Here is a 14,844-nt window from a genome sequence, read left to right on the forward strand (position 1 = left end):
TATGAGCATCTCTGAGGAACTCCACGCCATCGGCCGTCCCCTGCTCGACGCCCAGCTCACCCACCCCACGGTGGCGGGGATCGCCAGGGGCGACCTGGCCGAGCCGGTGTTCCGGTCGTGGCTGGAGCAGGACTACCTGTACCTCCTGGACTACGTCCGGGTGTTCTCCCGGCTGGCCTGGCAGGCCCCCGACGGGCACCTCGGCGATCTCGTGGACCTGGCGCACTCCACCTTCCACGAGGAACTGAAGCTGCACCGGTCCATGTCGGCGGAGTTCGGCGCCGACCTCGACGGCGCGGTGAAGGGCCCGGCGTGCGCCGCCTACACCTCGTTCCTGCTGGAGGCGGCGGCGGACTACGCCGAAGGGCTGGCCGCGCTCTATCCCTGCATGTGGGGCTACTCCATGCTCGGCCGCATCCTGGCCGAGAACCCCCCGGCGGAGCCGCGCTACCGCGCCTGGGTGGACACCTACGCCGACCCGGGCTTCACCGCGCTGACCGAGCGCGTCGCGGTGATGCTCGACGAGGTGGACATCGCGCCGGAGCGGGCGAAGGAGCTGTTCACCGAGGGCATGGCCCACGAGCTGGCCTTCTGGGACGTGCCCTGACCTCCGGCCGCTGCGGGGCCGCGTCCGGCGCCCCGCAGCGGCCGGGCGGGTGGCTCGGCCGCCGTGCCCGCTCAGGCGGTCACTGGGCCCACGGCGGCAGGATGGTCTGGCCGTCGAGGGTGGCCTTGATCCCGGCCGAGGTGCACACGGTGGCGGTGGCCGGTTCGGTGGCCGAGGCGTTGCGGAGCGAGAACGCGGTGTGCGGCGGCAGGATCATGGCGTCGCCGGCCTCGATCACGTGGTCCACACCGCCGATGACGCCCTCGATCCGGCCCGAACGGGCGACGAAGACCTCCTCGCGGTCGACGGTGTGCTCCTGGCTGGAGGAGCCCGGCGCCAGCTCGATCGACCAGACGGCCAGCTCCGCGGAGCCCCGCGAAGGGACGGCGAGCGGGCGGAAGGTGAAGCCGTCGAGCTCGAAGACGGGAGCGTCGGCCAGGGTCGCGGTGGTCATGGTGTCCTCCTAAAATGGTCAACGCAATTGACTGTATGAAGAAGGTAAACCAGATTGACTACATCGTCAACGGCGAAGGGACGGGCGATATGACGCGCAGGCGGGGCGAGATCCCCTTGCTGCTGGCCATGACGTGCCGGGCGATGACCGATGCGTTCCACGACCGGCTGGCGGCGGAGGGGCGCGAGCCGCTGCGCCCCGCGCACGGCTACACCTTCCGGCTGCTGGTGGACCACGACGACGTCACCGCGGTCGAGCTCGCCGAGCATCTGGGCGTCACCAAGCAGGCCGCCTCCAAGATCGTGTCGGAGCTGGAGGGCTGGGGCTACGTCGAACGCCGCCCGCACGCCACCGACGGCCGCGCCCGGGTGCTGGCGCTCACGGACAGGGGGCACGCCTACGTACGGCACGCCGACGAGATGTGGGCCGACATCGAGGACCGGTGGGGCGAGGCGATCGGGTCCGAGCGGTTGGATCGCATCTACGAAGATCTACGGACGTATGTGGACGAGGTGGCCGGAGGGCGTGCGGTTCTGCGTCCCATCTGGTGACGGGCTTGAAACAATGGGTGCATGACTGTTCCTGAGGTGGAAGCGCAGGCCGTACCCAATGACGCGTTCCTGCTGGATGTGAGAGAAGACGACGAGTGGCACGCCGGGCACGCGCCCGGAGCCGTCCACATACCGCTCGGCGAGCTGCAGACCCGGGTGGCGGAGGTGCCCAAGGACGTGCCCGTCTACGTGGTCTGCCGGGTCGGAGGCCGTTCCGCGCACGCCGCGGCATGGCTCAACCAGGTCGGATGCGACGCGGTCAACGTCGGCGGGGGCATGCAGTCCTGGGCCTTCGCCGGGCGCCCCATGGTGAGCGAGACCGGCCAGGAGCCGTTCGTTGCCTGACCGGCTGCTTGCCAGGAAAGGGGCAGATGGCATACTTCTGGGCGAAACATTTACCGCGGGAGCTCGGGCGCAACCGGGCTGAGAGGGCGGAACCACGCAGAGGGCCGGGAACGGCCCTCCGGCGCGCCGCCGACCGCATGAACCTGTCCGGGTAATGCCGGCGTAGGGAGTGTGTGATGGCGTCCGACGTCGCCGTGTCCAAACATGCCGAAGCCCCCCTCACCCTCGATGAGGCGCCACCGAAGACGCTCGGCGTGCTCGACCAGGGCGCGCTCTGGGCCAACCTCGGGGTCAGCCTGCTCGGGTTCTCCGGCGCCATCGCGCTGATCAACCCCCTGCGCGACCGGCCGCTGAGCTTCCTGGCCGCGATCGCCGCCGCCGTCGTCGGCAGCATCGTCGGCACCGTGATGGTCGCCCTGGCGGCGATCCCCGGCCAGCAGACCGGCGCTCCGGCGATGGTGCTGCTCCGCGGCCTGTTCGGGGCCAGGCTGTCCTACGTCCCGACCGTGCTCAACATCGTCCAGATGCTCGGCTGGGGTGCCTTCGAGCTGTGGGTCATCGCCCAGGGCGCCCAGGCCATCGCCGGGTCGTTCGGGGTCGAGGTGCCCTACGCCGTCTGGGTGGTCCTCGGCGGTGTGATCACCACCGCGCTGACCATCCGGCCGCTGGGCGCGGTCCGGCTGCTCCGCCGCTACGTCACCGCCGGTGTGATCATCTCGATGATCTGGTTCGCCTTCGAGCTGTTCAGCCGGGGACCGGCGATCGGCGCGGGAACCTGGGAGGCGTTCACCCCCGCGGTCGACTCCGTGATCGCCCTGTCGGTCTCCTGGGTGCCGCTGGCGGCCGACTTCGCCCGCTTCTCCCGCTCCGGCAGGGCCGCCTTCGCCGGCGTGGTCGGCGGCTACACGATCGCGCAGGTGGCCTGCCTGACGCTGGGCATCGCCGCCCTCGCGCTGGTCGGCAACGACACCGGCAAGGTGTGGGACCCGTTCGTGGCGGCCTCGCTCGGCTGGCTGTTCTTCGGCATCCTCGTGCTGCGTGAGACCGACCAGTCGTTCGTGAACGTCTACTCCACCACGATGTCGCTGCAGAACCTGCTGCCCCGGCTGGACCGCAGGGTCATCTCCGTCGCCACCGGCGTGGTGGTCACGCTGATCGCGATCTATGTCGGGGCCGACGGGGCCGACGAGTACATCGCGTTCCTGAGCCTGATCGGCGCGGTCTTCGTCCCGATGTTCGCCGTCCTGGTGGTGGACTACTTCCTGCTCGGCGGGGCGCGCCGCTGGGACACCTCGGAGAACGCGCCCTCGCGCTGGCTCATGATCGTTCCGTGGGTGCTCGGTTTCGTGGCCTGGTGGATGCTGGCCGCTCTGCCGATCGACAAGGAAGTGGGATGGTGGACGCGGTTCTGGACGGACGCCCGTGAGCTGATCGGGTTCGTCCCCCAGTCGTGGATGAGTGCCGCCCTCGCCGCGTTCCTCGTCTCGGGTCTGGTCACGCTCGGCCTGGGCATGCTGCGCCGCCGCTAGCGGAGCCCGGAAGGCGCGCGGGCGGGCCGTACGAGATCACCGCCCGCCCCGCGGGTCGGGATCCGCCCGCGAGGCGGCGGCGGAGGCCGGGGGCGTCAGCGGAGCCCTTCGATCCGCAGGAGCCGCTCCTTGACGGCCGTGCCCCCCGCGTAGCCGCCGAGGACGGACTCGCTCTCGACGACCCGGTGGCAGGGCACGATCACGCACACCGGGTTGCCGGTGAGCGCGTTGCCGACCGCGCGCAGCGCGCGGGGCCTGCCGATCCGCTCGGCGATCTGGCGGTAGGTGGTCGCGGTCCCGTACGGCACCGCGAGCATCATCTGCAGCACGGTCCTGGCGAACGGGGTGGCGAGCTGGAGGTCGACCGGGGTGGTGAACGTGCGCAGGCGGCCGGAGAAGTAGGCGTCCAGCTCCCTGCGGACCGGGTCGATCCGCCGGGGATCGGCCCCGATGAACGTGCTGACCTCCCTGGTGAGGCGTCCGAAGACGGCGCTCTCGTCCTCGTAGCCGCAGGAGACCACCCCCCGGCCGGTCACCGCGAGGATCATGCGGCCCACCGGCCCGTCGTGGGTGCCGAACGCGACGTCGGGATGCCTGTCCCCGATGTAGGTGGGCGAGGTCGCTCGGAGCAGTGCGTCGAGGTCGCCGGATGAACCGGATGACATGGCCCCACCCTTTCCTGTCCAGGTGTGTGGTGACCGCAGCGTATCGGACGGCTCATCTCGGGGAGCGCCAGCACATGCGGGATGAAAGTGCCAAGATCCGGCCGTCCGAGGCGGCACTATGAGTACGTGCGTGATGATGTGATCGCGATCAGTGATGAGACCATCGGCGGGACGGTCGTCGCCAGCTCGCCCAACGCGGTCGTCGCCCTCGACCGGGACCAGGCGATCCTCACCTGGAACCCCGCGGCGGAGCGCCTGTTCGGCTGGCCTGCGGAGGAAGCCCTGGGACGCCGCCTCCCGCTGGTTCCCGAAGAGCTCACCGCCGAGCACAACGCGGTTCTGGAGCGGGTCCGCACCGGCGGCCAGGTCTCGTTGCGCACCAAGCGGTTCCGCCGGGACGGCAGGCTGCTGGACGTCCGGGTGGACACCGGCGCGCTCTGCTCGGAGGCCGGGACGCTGCTCGGCTACGTCAGCGTCTACCACCTGGCCCAGGACGACGAGACCGCCAGCGAGAAGATCCTCCGCCGCGCCCAGCTCGTCCGCAGGCTGATCGACGTGGTCGCCGACATCAACGCCGAGCTGGAACTGCCCACCGTGCTCGACCGGATCGCCGCCAGCCTCACCGAGCTGACCGGCGCCGACGCGGGCGGGTTCGTGCTCATCGAGGGCGACCGGCTCCGCCTCGTGGCCTGCCACCGGCTCCCCGACGCGTTGCGCGGCACCACGGCCGACCTGCGCACGAGCCTGGTGGGCACGCTCCTGCGGGGCGGCCGGACCGTGATGATGGAGACCGGCGACCGGGCCCGGCCCGACGAGCCGGCCTGGTCGTGGCTGCCCGGTCTGCACACCATCGCGCTCGGCGTCGCGGCGGTGGGCGGCCGGCCGTACGGCGCCCTCTACGCGCTGTTCGCCAACGGCAGGGCCGGTCACGTCGAGCTGGAGCTGCTGGAGCTCCTCGCCGGGCACGCGGGGATCGCCGTGGACAACGCCACGGCCTACCAGGAGGCCGTACGGCAGCGCGCCCACGAGCGCGCGGTGTTCGACGCCAGCGCCGACGGCATCGCGGTCCTCGACAGCATGGGCCGCGTCATCCAGTGGAACCCGGCCGCCGCCGAGCTGACCGGCTTCCACGCCGCCGAGATGATCGGTGAGCCGCCGCCGTTCCCGCTGCCCGACCCGGGGGACAAGCTCACCTTCCAGCTGCCCTCGGGCATCTGGCTGGACGTGCTCCGCGCGGAGATCGTGGAGACCGGGGAGACCGTGGTCGACTTCCGCGACATCACCAGGGCCAAGGAACTGGAGGAGGCCAAGGACCTGTTCCTGGCCACCACCAGCCACGAGCTGCGCACCCCGATCACCGTGGTCCGCGGCTTCGCCGGCATGCTCGACACGCGCTGGGACAGCCTGACCGACGCCGAGCGCCGCTCCGCGGTCCACACCATCGCCGAGCGGGCGCGCTCCCTCGGCCAGCTCATGGACCACCTGATGCTGGGCTCGCGCGCCGGGGCGGGCGAGCTCACTCTCAAGATCGAGGGCTTCGACCTCGGCGCGCTGATCCGGGCCGCCACGCTGGGCCTGCCGGTCCTGTCCGAGGTGCACCGGATGGAGGTGGTCGTCCCCGACGGCCTGCCGGAGGTCTCCGGCGACGCGCTCGCCACCGACATCGTGCTGGGCCAGCTCCTGGAGAACGCGTTCAAGTACTCACCGGACGGCGGTCTGATCAGGGTCGAGGCGTGGCCGGACGGCGACCACGTGGTCCTCGTGGTCGACGACGAGGGTGTGGGGATCGCACCGGCCGACCGGGAGCGTGTCTTCGACCGCTTCGTCCAGGTGGAGAGCGGCAACCGCCGCCGGTTCGGCGGGGTCGGCCTCGGTCTCTACATCGTGCGCAGCCTCGCCCGAGCCCAGGGAGGCGACGTGTCCGCCTACCCCCGGCCGGGCGGGGGGACCCGGATGCGGTTGGTGCTGCGGAGGGCCGACACGCCGGGACCCCTTAGCGGCTCCGACACGCCGGGGCGGTAACGGACCGGCAACGGTAGGGACGATCTATCGTCCAGTGTGCACAAGCTGTGATCGGGTCACGGTTTCTGCAGACGGAGAACGGGGCATTTCGGTCGTATCTGGGGTGTGTTCCTCAGGGGGAACAGAGATACGGGGAGGTGGGTCCGTCGAGCGTCGTGTTGTTGCCGTATGCACCGTCCAGCGTCGCCGTCGCGCGTCAATGCCTCAGCTCTGACCTGCAGGAATGGGGCGTCTACGAGAGTGCGATAGACGACGCCGTGTTGGTGGTGAGCGAGCTGCTGAGCAACGCTCTCCGGCATGCGCACCCCCTGCCGTCCGGGCAGATCAAAGTGGCATGGCGCTGGACCGATGGACATGTCGAGGTAGCGGTGAGTGACGGGGGTGCCGCCACCGAACCACGCGCCGGAAGGGCTCCGCTCTCCTCGTTAGGGGGCCGGGGCCTCGGCATCGTCGAATATCTGGCCGACCGATGGGGAGTCAGGCACGAGGGCGAGATCACCACGGTCTGGGCGATCGTCACGACCCTCGGTCACGAGGTCGCCGACTACGAGGGGAACGGCCAGGTCGGCGTCGGCCACGCGGGAAGCGGCCGGACGCACAACGACCATCTGGGGAACGGTCACGCGGGAAACGGCCATCTGGGAAACGGTCACCGCCCCACCCCCGAAGCCGTCATGCCGGAGTGCATCTGAGCCGTCCTGCGGACCGCCGCGGCGGCGGTCCGCGGGACGCGCCCGCCCCGAGGGCGGGGCGGATGCCTCGGCCCGGACCGTCCGGGGAATCCGGCTACCTGGAGAGCCTGGCCGCGACGGTGACCGCGGCGACGACCAGGAACGCCACGAAGGCCAGCACGAACAGGAACTTGAAGAGCCCGAACAGGGCGGGGAGCACGAGCCCGAAAACCACGTAGAGCGCGAGAATCCCACCCAGGACTGCCATCACGGTACGACCCATGTGCCCACCGTACGCCGGTGGCCGGTACGGCAGATGTCCGGACGCATAACGATCGGGTCTTACGGACCGGTGACGGGATTCGGCGGCCGGTCGCGCCGGGCCTACCGTGTGAAGCATGAGCGCGCGGATTCTGGTGGTCGACGACGATCCGACGGTGGCCGAGGTCGTGGCCCGCTACCTCGAACGCGACGGGCACACCGTCGAGTGCGTCGGCGACGGCGCCGAGGCGCTCAGACGCGCCATGTCCAGCCCTCCCGACCTGCTCGTGCTCGACCTCATGCTGCCCAAGATGGACGGCCTGCAGGTCTGCAGGAAGCTCAGGGAGCGCTGGCCGGTCCCCGTGATCATGCTGACCGCGCTCGGCGAGGAGATCGACCGGGTCGTCGGCCTGGAGACCGGCGCCGACGACTACGTCACCAAGCCGTTCAGCCCCCGCGAGCTGGCCCTGCGCGTGCAGTCGGTGCTGCGGCGGGCCCGCGGGGCCTCGGTCCCGGCGGGCACGGGCGTGCTGCGGGACGGCGAGCTGGTGGTCGACGTGGGCGCCCACGAGGTCCGGCTCGGCGAGGAGGAGATCATGCTGACCGCCCGTGAGTTCGACCTCCTGGCCCACCTGATGCGCAACCCCCGCCAGGCCTTCAGCCGCTCGGACCTGCTCGACCAGGTCTGGGGCTGGTCCTTCGGCGACTCCTCCACCGTGACGGTCCACGTCCGCCGCCTCCGGGAGAAGATCGAAGCCGACCCGACCGTCCCCCGGCGCATCGTCACGGTGTGGGGCGTCGGTTACCGCTACGAGCCCCTGGTCCCGTCATGATCGTGGAGATCGCGGCGGTCACCGCGGGGCTCGGCCTGGTGGTGGCGCTGACCGGGCTGGGCGCGATGCGCATGCTGCGGGAGCGGTCGATCGGGGTGATGCTCGCCGTGGTCGCGGTCGTCCCCGTCGTGGCGACGGTGGCGGGCGTGGTGGCGATCACCCTGAAAATGATCATCGAGGGCACGCCCAGGGACATCGTGCTGAGCGTGGTCGTGGTCAGCGGCGTGGTCGGGCTGGGCGTGGCGGCCGTGCTCGCCCGGCGGGTCGTGGCCGCCAGCCGAAGGCTCGTCGCCGCCGTGCACGACGTCCCGGCGTCCGGCGAGTTCACTCCGCCGAGCGGGCTGCCCGCCGAACTCGACACGATCGCCGGCGCGCTGGACGAGGCATACCGGCGCATCCGCCGCGGTCACGAGCGCGAGCGGGCGCTGGAGGGCGCCCGCCGCGAACTCGTCGCCTGGGTCAGCCACGACCTGCGCACCCCGCTGGCCGGGATGCGGGCCATGGCGGAGGCCCTGGAGGACGGCGTGGTGGCCGACCCGGAGACCGTGAGCCGCTATCACACCCAGATCAGGCTGGAGGTGGACCGCCTCTCGGGCATGGTCGACGACCTGTTCGAGCTGTCCAGGATCCACGCGGGGGCGCTGCGCCTGTCACGGGGCCGGATCGGCCTCGGCGACCTGGTCGCCGAGGCGCTGGCCGGGGTGGAGCCGCTGGCCCGGGCCAAGGGCGTGCGGCTGGCGGACGAGGTGGAGCCGGCGGTGCCCGTCGAGGCGGACGCGGGAGAGCTCTCCCGGGCCGTGCGCAACCTGGTGGTCAACGCGATCAGGCACACCCCGGCCGACGGCACGGTCGTGGTCCGCGCGACGGTGGAGGACGGCCTGGCCTGCCTGTCGGTGGCCGACTGCTGCGGCGGCATCCCCCCGGAGGACCTGCCCCGGGTGTTCGACGTCGCCTTCCGCGGTGAGGCGGCCCGGAGCCCGCGCGCCGACGGGGCGGGGGCCGGGCTCGGCCTGGCGATCGCCCGCGGCATCGTGGAGGCCCACGAGGGCGTCATCGGCGTCGTCAACGAAGGCCCCGGCTGCCGCTTCGAGATCCGCCTTCCCCTAGCGCCGAGGTCCCGCCCTCCGGCTGAGCGGGGATCATGACGGTCACCTGGACGTGTCCGGGCCTCCCGTCGGGGTCCCCGCCGTCCGGCTCGGCGTCGTCGGGCTCGATGGGGCGGCGGGAGACGCCGGCGGCACCGTCTCCGGCCTCGTCGCAGGGCTCCCGCGCGGTGCAGAAGGTCTCCGACATCGCGCGGAAGGTCGGGCACGGCCAGCGCCACATGCAGCTCCGGCAGCGCAGGATCGGATGCGCGGTGTCGCTGGTGATGCCCCCGGCGTCACGGGGCTGGTGAAGGTCGAGGAGCCGGACGCCGAGGTTGGCGAAGTCCAGCAGCTCCTCGCGCGCCGCCTCCAGGAAGTCGAGGTCGCCGCCGGTCAGGCGGGCCCTGATGGGGACGACCCCGTCGCGGTTCACCAGGCCGCGGAGCGAGGCGGTCGCGTCGCGCCACGACGTCGACCTCTCGGCGCGGGTGATGGCGGCCTCCAGGCGCTCTCGGAGCCGTTGCCGCTGGGAGTCCTCGGGAAGATCGATGTTCATGAATGTGTCAGGCCCGTTTCCTTCTCGACGTCCGTCGCCCGTTCGTGCAGCGGCGGTCAGGAGGTTCCGGGCCTCCCCCTTTCCGGCCGAGCCGGCGTTGCACAGGGTCAAGCTTCGCGCACCAAGGGTTCTCGTGAGGGGAGAACGGGGACAAAGAAACGGGCGAGCCGGATCCGGGGCCGCCCCGTGACGCGCTCCGCCCGAGGCGGACACCCTCGAGGCGAGAGAAACGTGACCCGGGGCCTTCGCGCCGCTAGTGTGCCCGCTGTGGAGCTAAAAGTCTCAACTCGATCTCATGGCGGGCACAACGTCATGGCCATTGTCGGAGAAATCGACCTATATACCGCGCCTCGCCTGCAAGCCGAGTTCACTCGGCTGCTCGACGAGAGCGCCACGACCTTCGTGGTCATCGACATGTCCGGAGTGGAGTTCTGCGACTCCACGGGGATGAACGTGCTGCTCTCCGCGCTCAAGCGGCTGCGCGAGCGCGGGGGCTCCCTGGAGGTGGCCGGGCCCAGGCCCGCCGTCCGCAAGATCCTCCAGGTCACCGGCCTCGACTCGGTGTTCACCGTGCACGAGGCGGTTCCGGAGGAGCTGCTCACGGTGGAACCCCAGGCGTGAGCCGTCCCCACCGCGCGGACCCGGGGGGCGGGCGCCGGACGGGTTGCCTTCGCCGGGGGAGAGCGCGGGGGCGAGGGCTGTGACCGGCACCGCAGTGATCATTCCGGCGAAGGACGAGGCCGACCGGATCGGCACCACCGTGACGGCGGCCCTGGCACTCTCCGGCGTGGACCTCGTCGTGGTCGTGGACGACGGCTCGGCCGACCGGACGGGCCACGTGGCCAGGGCCGCGGGAGCCCGTGTCGTACGGCACAGCCACAACCGGGGCAAGGCCGCCGCCATGGAGAGCGGCGCGGAGGTCGTGCGCCTGCTGGACGGCGAGGGTGAGAACCCGCGGCACCTGCTGTTCCTGGACGCCGACCTGGGGAGGACCGCGCACACGGCCGAGCCCCTGATCGAGCCGGTCCGGGCGGGTGAGGCGGACATGACCATCGCGGTCTTCGCCACCCGCGTCAAGCTGGGCGGCCACGGGTTCGTGGTGAGGCTCGCCCGCGAGGGCATCGAGCGCGCCACGGGCTGGGCACCCGCCCAGCCTCTCAACGGCCAGCGCTGCCTGACCAGGGCCGCATTCGAGGCGGCGCGCCCGCTGGCGCGGGGCTTCGGCGTGGAGACGGGTCTCACGATCGACCTGATCCGCAAGGGGTTCCGGGTCCGCGAGGTCGAGGTGGAGATGGCGCACCGGGCCACCGGCACCGACTGGAGAGCCCAGATCCACCGGGCCAGGCAGTTCCGCGACGTCGGCCGCGCCCTTCTGGCGCGCAAGGTCCTGCGTCCCTGACGGAGTGCGGTGCGGCGGGCCGGACGGGGCGCCGCTGCGCTCCGCCGGCCGCCGGGGACCTGTGGACGACGAGTCGCGCGATCCGCCGGATGTGCTGGAATTTGCGGGTGACCCTCGAAGCGGCGGTGGCCGGGAAGAACACGGTGCGTGACCCGCGTGACGGTCTCGGCGCCTTCGCGCGTGCGGCCATGGGCGTGTCGGTCGCGCTGACCGTCCTGATCGGGCTGCTGGGGCCGTCCGCCATGGTGCCGGCGCTGGCCGGGCCGTCCTGGCAGCCGCCCTACTCACTGGACGCGGAGCCGGACGCCCACCTGGTGATCGCCATGGCGGCCGTCGCGATCCTGCTGGGCGGGGCCGGGCTGGGAGCGGCATTGCGCTCCCGGTGGCGGCCGGACCCGCGGTGGTCGCTGGCGGCGGGGTCCGCCGCGGCCGCCGTCCTGGCCTTCCTGCCGCCGTCGGGCTCGGCCGATCACCTGAACTACGCCGCCTACGGCCGGCTGGCCGTCCTCGGGCACGATCCGTACACCGTCGCACCCGCGGGGATCCCCGGTGATCCGGTCGTCGGAGCGGTCGAGGAGTGGGCCGGGGCGACGAGCGTCTACGGCCCGGTGGCCACCGCCGTGCAGGCGCTGGCGAGCCTGGCGGGGGGCGACTCGGTCAGGCTGACCGTCTTCGCGATGGCGCTGTTCAACGCCGCCGCGTTCATCGCGACCGCCCTGCTGATCCACCGGTTCACCGCCGGAGACCGGGCCCTGCAGTGCCGGGCCGCGCTGCTCTGGGCCGCGAATCCGCTGATGATCTACCATCTCTCCGCCGGGATGCACGTCGACACCATGGCCGTCGCCTGCATGGTCGCCGCCCTGGCCGCCCTGGGAGCCGCGCGGCTCGGGCCCGGCCCGGACACGGCGTCGGCCGCGGGGGCGGAGAACCACCCGAGCGGGCCGAAGACGCGCCCTGGCGGGCCGTGGCGGTCGCTGGTCGCCTCCGGGCTCCTGCTGGGGGCCGGGATCGGAGTGAAGCTCAACGCCGGCCTCGTCGCCCTCGGGCCGGCCTGGGAGCTGCGGCGCTCGCCCGGACGGCTCGCCGTCGTCGCGGGCACCGCGACCGCCACGGTGGCGGCGGTCTACGGGATCGCCGGGCCGCACGTGCTGGACCAGGTGGGCGAGGCCAGCAGGAAGGTCTCCTTGGGCACCCCGTGGCAGCTGGTCAAACGCGGCCTGCAGGCGCTGCTCGGGGACGGCGCCTACACGGTCTGGATCCAGCTCGGTTCCATGGTCCTGCTCGCCACGCTGGCCTGGTTGCTGCTGCGGGCACTGCCCGCGGACGGGTCCCGGGGCCCGGTCCCGCCCGCCGGCCGGCCCGGGGCCTCGGCCCTGTCCGCCGGGCGGGCCCCGGCGGTGGCCGCGGTGGTCGTGGTGGCCTGGCTGTTCGCCGCGCCGTACGCCCTGCCCTGGTACGACGGGCTGGCCTTCGCGCTGCTGGCGCTGGCCTCCTGGCCCGCCCTGGAGCTGTTCATGGTCGCCAGGGTGACGATCCTCTCCCTGGGCTACCTCCCGGCGAGGGAGGCGCTCCGCCCCGAGGACCTGCTCTGGCTGAAGACCGCCGTCAGACAGGAGGCGGTGCCGTGGTCCCTGCTGGCTCTGACGGTCGCTCTGGCGTGGTGGGCGGCGAGAGCCGGAGCGCGCGCACGCAGGCGGCCAACGTCAGCGGCACCGCGACCGTGAGCGCCATCGCCGGGATCGCGATGCCCGAGTCGTTCATCAAGAATCCGATGAGCGCGCAGGTCAGCGCGCCGATCAGACCGGCGCGCAGGGCGGGGGCCAGTGCGTAGGCCCGGCCCAGCGCGGCGGCGCCCCAGCGGGAGGGCCGGTTCAGCACCAGGAACAGGAAGGCCAGCGCGACCAGGGAGAGCAGGGTCAGCGACCAGTTCCCGACCGTGACCCCGACCATCGCGCTGAACTTGCGGGCCACCACCGTCCCGGCCTCGCCGTCGAGCACCTGCTGGACGAACGCGCCCAGGTGCGTGCGCCGCTCGGCGGGCCGCAGCCAGTCGACCACCGCGATCGCGCCGATGAGCACGGCTCCGGCCAGCCCCACCAGGCCGAGCCTGGCCACCGAGACCCGCCGGCCGGACAGCAGGATCACGAAGACGGACAGTCCGACGAGGAACGCCGGGACCCCGCCGAAGTCCGCTCCCCACGCCGGCCAGCCGTCGGCGAACACCGCGAGCCCTCCGTAGAGCGCGCAGACCGCCAGGGCGGGCCCGCGCCTGCCGCGTGACAGCAGCCACTGGGCGACCCCGGCCAGGGCCAGGATCGTCCCGGCGGAGTAGACGGCGAAGGCGATGTTGCCGAAGCCGTAGAAGCGCCCGCCGGTCACGGGCTCGTAGCCGGTGACGGCGTTGACCTGGAGCGTGGAGCCGGTCATCACGTCGGCCAGCAGGGCCAGCGAGGTGGCGCCTGCGACCACGGTCAGCGGGCCGAGCACATGCGCCCGCCACGGTCCGGCGAAAGCGAGGCCGGCGACCGCGCAGGCGATGCCGAGGATGGTCAGGACCACCCCGGCCATCGGGACCGGGAACGTCCACCAGGGCACGAGCTGGGCGAGGAAGGTGGCGACCGCGATCGCCCCGCTGACCGTGGCGACCACCTGGACGGCCGTCAGCGCCCGCGAGCCGCCCCAGCCCCGGCGGATCGCGGCGGCGGCCAGCAGGTAGAAGAGGACCTGCACGGCCACGAAGGCGGTGAAGAACGGCCCGCGCACCTGGTGCAGCACCCGGCTGGCCAGGTTCTCGCGGGTCAGGTCCGCTACGACGGCGGAGGTCTGGTCGTCGCTCGGGCCCTCGCTGGTCCAGGCGCGGCCGACGACGGTGTTCGGCGCGTCCAGGCCGAGCAGGGCGAGCGCGGTGGCGGTCAGGTCGGTGACGGTCACCAGGCCGCCCTGGCGGGTGGAGGCGGCGGTGAGGTAGCCGTGCGGGTACGGCGTGCCGTCGGGGGACGGGCCGGAGGCGATCGCCACGTGCAGGTGGGCCACGGGCGCGGTGTCGGAGATCCCGCCGACCAGGAGCGCCGTGCCCGGCGGGAGCCGGTCGAGGACCGCGCCCACCCGCCGGTCGATCGCGGCCACGGCGTCCTGCCGGCCCTGGCCGGTCAGGGAGGCGTGCTTGCCGTCCGCGTCGGTTCCGGCCGCGATCCACGCCCGCGCGAGGTCGTCGGCCTCGAGCACGATCAGCCGGTACGGTGCCAGGTCGCCGAGCTGCTCCACGGTTTCCGCGTATTTCCCGACTTTTCCTGATCTGTCGGCGGCGCCGAGTGCGGCTCCCGGCCCCACGGCGGCGACCTGCCCCCCGGCTTCCACGACGAGCTGCCCGAGCTGCCCGAGCACGGGCTCATAAGAGATCTCGTCCCGGTTGTAGCCCTGCAGCCCGGCCCAGCCCGGCACGCTCGCCCCGGCGCCGGAGGTCTGCGGGGCCGGGGGGAGGGCGCAGGCCATGCCCGGGGTCCCCGCACGCTGCCCGGCGGAGACGGTCAGCCAGCCCTCCATCGGGCAGGTCAGTCCCCGGCCCTTCGGCGGGGCCGCCCGGGTGGACAGCGACGCCGACCCCCCGGCCTCCACCAGCCTCCACAGGTTCGGCGTCCGCGCCTCGTCCAGGTCGCTCCAGAGCAGCCCCGGCACCCCGACCACCACGACCCTGGCGGCCCCGCGATCCCCGGCGGGCACTGGGGCGGACGGGCCGGTGGCGGCGGCCGCCGTACCCGGCCAGGACAGGGCCAGGAGCACGGCGGCAGGCAGCAGGAGGACGGCTCCTTCGCGGAGGGGATTGCTGAGCGCAATGAATATTGCGCTCAGCAATCCCCTCCAGGAAG

The 14,844-nt window shown here is 72.5% G+C and carries 16 protein-coding genes; 11 read left to right on the forward strand and 5 right to left on the reverse strand.

The genetic code is table 11. From position 1 onward, the window contains the following. Position 1: 1 nt before the first annotated feature. Positions 2-607, forward strand: a complete 606-nt coding sequence (locus tag HS041_RS04675; RefSeq protein WP_196439265.1) for a TenA family protein — start codon at positions 2-4, stop codon at positions 605-607. Between the two features lie 79 nt (positions 608-686). Here the strand turns inward: HS041_RS04675 and HS041_RS04680 are convergent, their stop codons facing one another. Further along, positions 687-1,061 carry a cupin domain-containing protein gene (locus tag HS041_RS04680; protein WP_196439266.1) on the reverse strand — a complete coding sequence of 125 codons (375 nt, stop codon included), beginning with the start codon at positions 1,059-1,061 and terminating at the stop codon, positions 687-689. A 35-nt stretch (positions 1,062-1,096) separates the two neighbouring features. Between HS041_RS04680 and HS041_RS04685 the strand changes: the two genes are divergently transcribed. The 3 genes from HS041_RS04685 (at position 1,097) to HS041_RS04695 (ending at position 3,486) form a co-directional block, all read left to right on the forward strand. Next, on the forward strand, positions 1,097-1,612 hold the full coding sequence (locus tag HS041_RS04685) for a MarR family winged helix-turn-helix transcriptional regulator (protein WP_196439267.1): 516 nt from the start codon (positions 1,097-1,099) through the stop codon (positions 1,610-1,612). 21 nt (positions 1,613-1,633) lie between these two features. After that, positions 1,634-1,957 (forward strand): rhodanese-like domain-containing protein, encoded by a 324-nt coding sequence (locus tag HS041_RS04690; protein WP_196439268.1) that lies wholly within the window; start codon positions 1,634-1,636, stop codon positions 1,955-1,957. A 176-nt stretch (positions 1,958-2,133) separates the two neighbouring features. After that, positions 2,134-3,486 carry a purine-cytosine permease family protein gene (locus HS041_RS04695; protein ID WP_196439269.1) on the forward strand — a complete coding sequence of 451 codons (1,353 nt, stop codon included), beginning with the start codon at positions 2,134-2,136 and terminating at the stop codon, positions 3,484-3,486. 95 nt (positions 3,487-3,581) lie between these two features. On the opposite strand, the gene HS041_RS04700 is transcribed toward HS041_RS04695, so the two are convergent. Then, entirely contained in the window at positions 3,582-4,151 is a 570-nt protein-coding gene (locus tag HS041_RS04700) for a methylated-DNA--[protein]-cysteine S-methyltransferase (protein ID WP_196439270.1), read from the reverse strand. An 81-nt stretch (positions 4,152-4,232) separates the two neighbouring features. Between HS041_RS04700 and HS041_RS04705 the strand changes: the two genes are divergently transcribed. Beyond that, positions 4,233-6,173, forward strand: coding sequence for a PAS domain-containing sensor histidine kinase (locus tag HS041_RS04705; protein ID WP_196439271.1), 1,941 nt, complete (start codon positions 4,233-4,235; stop codon positions 6,171-6,173). Positions 6,174-6,328: 155 nt separating this feature from the next. Then, complete coding sequence (locus HS041_RS04710; RefSeq protein WP_307845260.1) at positions 6,329-6,865, forward strand: ATP-binding protein; 537 nt, start codon at positions 6,329-6,331, stop codon at positions 6,863-6,865. Between the two features lie 94 nt (positions 6,866-6,959). On the opposite strand, the gene HS041_RS04715 is transcribed toward HS041_RS04710, so the two are convergent. Continuing rightward, a complete protein-coding gene (locus HS041_RS04715; protein WP_196440910.1) occupies positions 6,960-7,127 on the reverse strand; it encodes a hypothetical protein in 168 nt (55 codons plus the stop codon). 115 nt (positions 7,128-7,242) lie between these two features. On the opposite strand from HS041_RS04715, the gene HS041_RS04720 reads away from it, so the two are divergent. Together HS041_RS04720 and HS041_RS04725 are read left to right on the forward strand one after the other, a co-directional pair. Next, on the forward strand, positions 7,243-7,938 hold the full coding sequence (locus HS041_RS04720) for a response regulator transcription factor (RefSeq protein WP_196439273.1): 696 nt from the start codon (positions 7,243-7,245) through the stop codon (positions 7,936-7,938). Continuing rightward, positions 7,935-9,083, forward strand: a complete 1,149-nt coding sequence (locus tag HS041_RS04725) for a sensor histidine kinase (protein WP_196439274.1) — start codon at positions 7,935-7,937, stop codon at positions 9,081-9,083. The genes HS041_RS04720 and HS041_RS04725 overlap by 4 nt, the downstream gene beginning before the upstream one ends. Here the strand turns inward: HS041_RS04725 and HS041_RS38075 are convergent. After that, positions 9,001-9,579, reverse strand: a complete 579-nt coding sequence (locus HS041_RS38075) for a hypothetical protein (RefSeq protein ID WP_230878417.1) — start codon at positions 9,577-9,579, stop codon at positions 9,001-9,003. The genes HS041_RS04725 and HS041_RS38075 overlap by 83 nt on opposite strands. Before the next feature lie 267 nt (positions 9,580-9,846). Here HS041_RS38075 and HS041_RS04735 point away from each other — a divergent pair, with 267 nt between their 5' ends. The 3 genes from HS041_RS04735 to HS041_RS04745 all read left to right on the forward strand — a co-directional run bounded on the left by HS041_RS04735 (position 9,847) and on the right by HS041_RS04745 (position 12,702). Then, entirely contained in the window at positions 9,847-10,200 is a 354-nt protein-coding gene (locus HS041_RS04735; RefSeq protein WP_196439275.1) for an STAS domain-containing protein, read from the forward strand. Positions 10,201-10,279: 79 nt separating this feature from the next. Beyond that, positions 10,280-10,978, forward strand: coding sequence for a glycosyltransferase family 2 protein (locus HS041_RS04740; protein WP_307845170.1), 699 nt, complete (start codon positions 10,280-10,282; stop codon positions 10,976-10,978). A gap of 107 nt (positions 10,979-11,085) precedes the next feature. Then, positions 11,086-12,702 carry an MptA/MptB family glycosyltransferase gene (locus HS041_RS04745; protein WP_196439276.1) on the forward strand — a complete coding sequence of 539 codons (1,617 nt, stop codon included), beginning with the start codon at positions 11,086-11,088 and terminating at the stop codon, positions 12,700-12,702. Here the strand turns inward: HS041_RS04745 and HS041_RS04750 are convergent. Further along, a complete protein-coding gene (locus HS041_RS04750) occupies positions 12,584-14,830 on the reverse strand; it encodes a hypothetical protein (RefSeq protein ID WP_230878419.1) in 2,247 nt (748 codons plus the stop codon). The two genes, HS041_RS04745 and HS041_RS04750, sit on opposite strands and share 119 nt — an antisense overlap. Between the last annotated feature and the right edge of the window lie 14 nt (positions 14,831-14,844).

The organism is Planomonospora sp. ID67723 (genome assembly GCF_015711605.1).
In the GTDB taxonomy this organism is placed as follows: Bacteria; Actinomycetota; Actinomycetes; order Streptosporangiales; family Streptosporangiaceae; genus Planomonospora_A.

Coding starts and splice junctions, on each gene's coding strand:
- HS041_RS04720 (WP_196439273.1), top strand. CDS start 7,243: ATGAGCGCGCGGATTCTGGTGGTCGACGACGATCCGACGGTGGCCGAG.
- HS041_RS04725 (WP_196439274.1), top strand. CDS start 7,935: ATGATCGTGGAGATCGCGGCGGTCACCGCGGGGCTCGGCCTGGTGGTG.
- HS041_RS04705 (WP_196439271.1), top strand. CDS start 4,233: ATGAAAGTGCCAAGATCCGGCCGTCCGAGGCGGCACTATGAGTACGTG.
- HS041_RS04700 (WP_196439270.1), bottom strand. CDS start 4,151: ATGTCATCCGGTTCATCCGGCGACCTCGACGCACTGCTCCGAGCGACC.
- HS041_RS38075 (WP_230878417.1), bottom strand. CDS start 9,579: ATGAACATCGATCTTCCCGAGGACTCCCAGCGGCAACGGCTCCGAGAG.
- HS041_RS04685 (WP_196439267.1), top strand. CDS start 1,097: ATGAAGAAGGTAAACCAGATTGACTACATCGTCAACGGCGAAGGGACG.
- HS041_RS04680 (WP_196439266.1), bottom strand. CDS start 1,061: ATGACCACCGCGACCCTGGCCGACGCTCCCGTCTTCGAGCTCGACGGC.
- HS041_RS04695 (WP_196439269.1), top strand. CDS start 2,134: ATGGCGTCCGACGTCGCCGTGTCCAAACATGCCGAAGCCCCCCTCACC.
- HS041_RS04715 (WP_196440910.1), bottom strand. CDS start 7,127: ATGGGTCGTACCGTGATGGCAGTCCTGGGTGGGATTCTCGCGCTCTAC.
- HS041_RS04675 (WP_196439265.1), top strand. CDS start 2: ATGAGCATCTCTGAGGAACTCCACGCCATCGGCCGTCCCCTGCTCGAC.
- HS041_RS04690 (WP_196439268.1), top strand. CDS start 1,634: ATGACTGTTCCTGAGGTGGAAGCGCAGGCCGTACCCAATGACGCGTTC.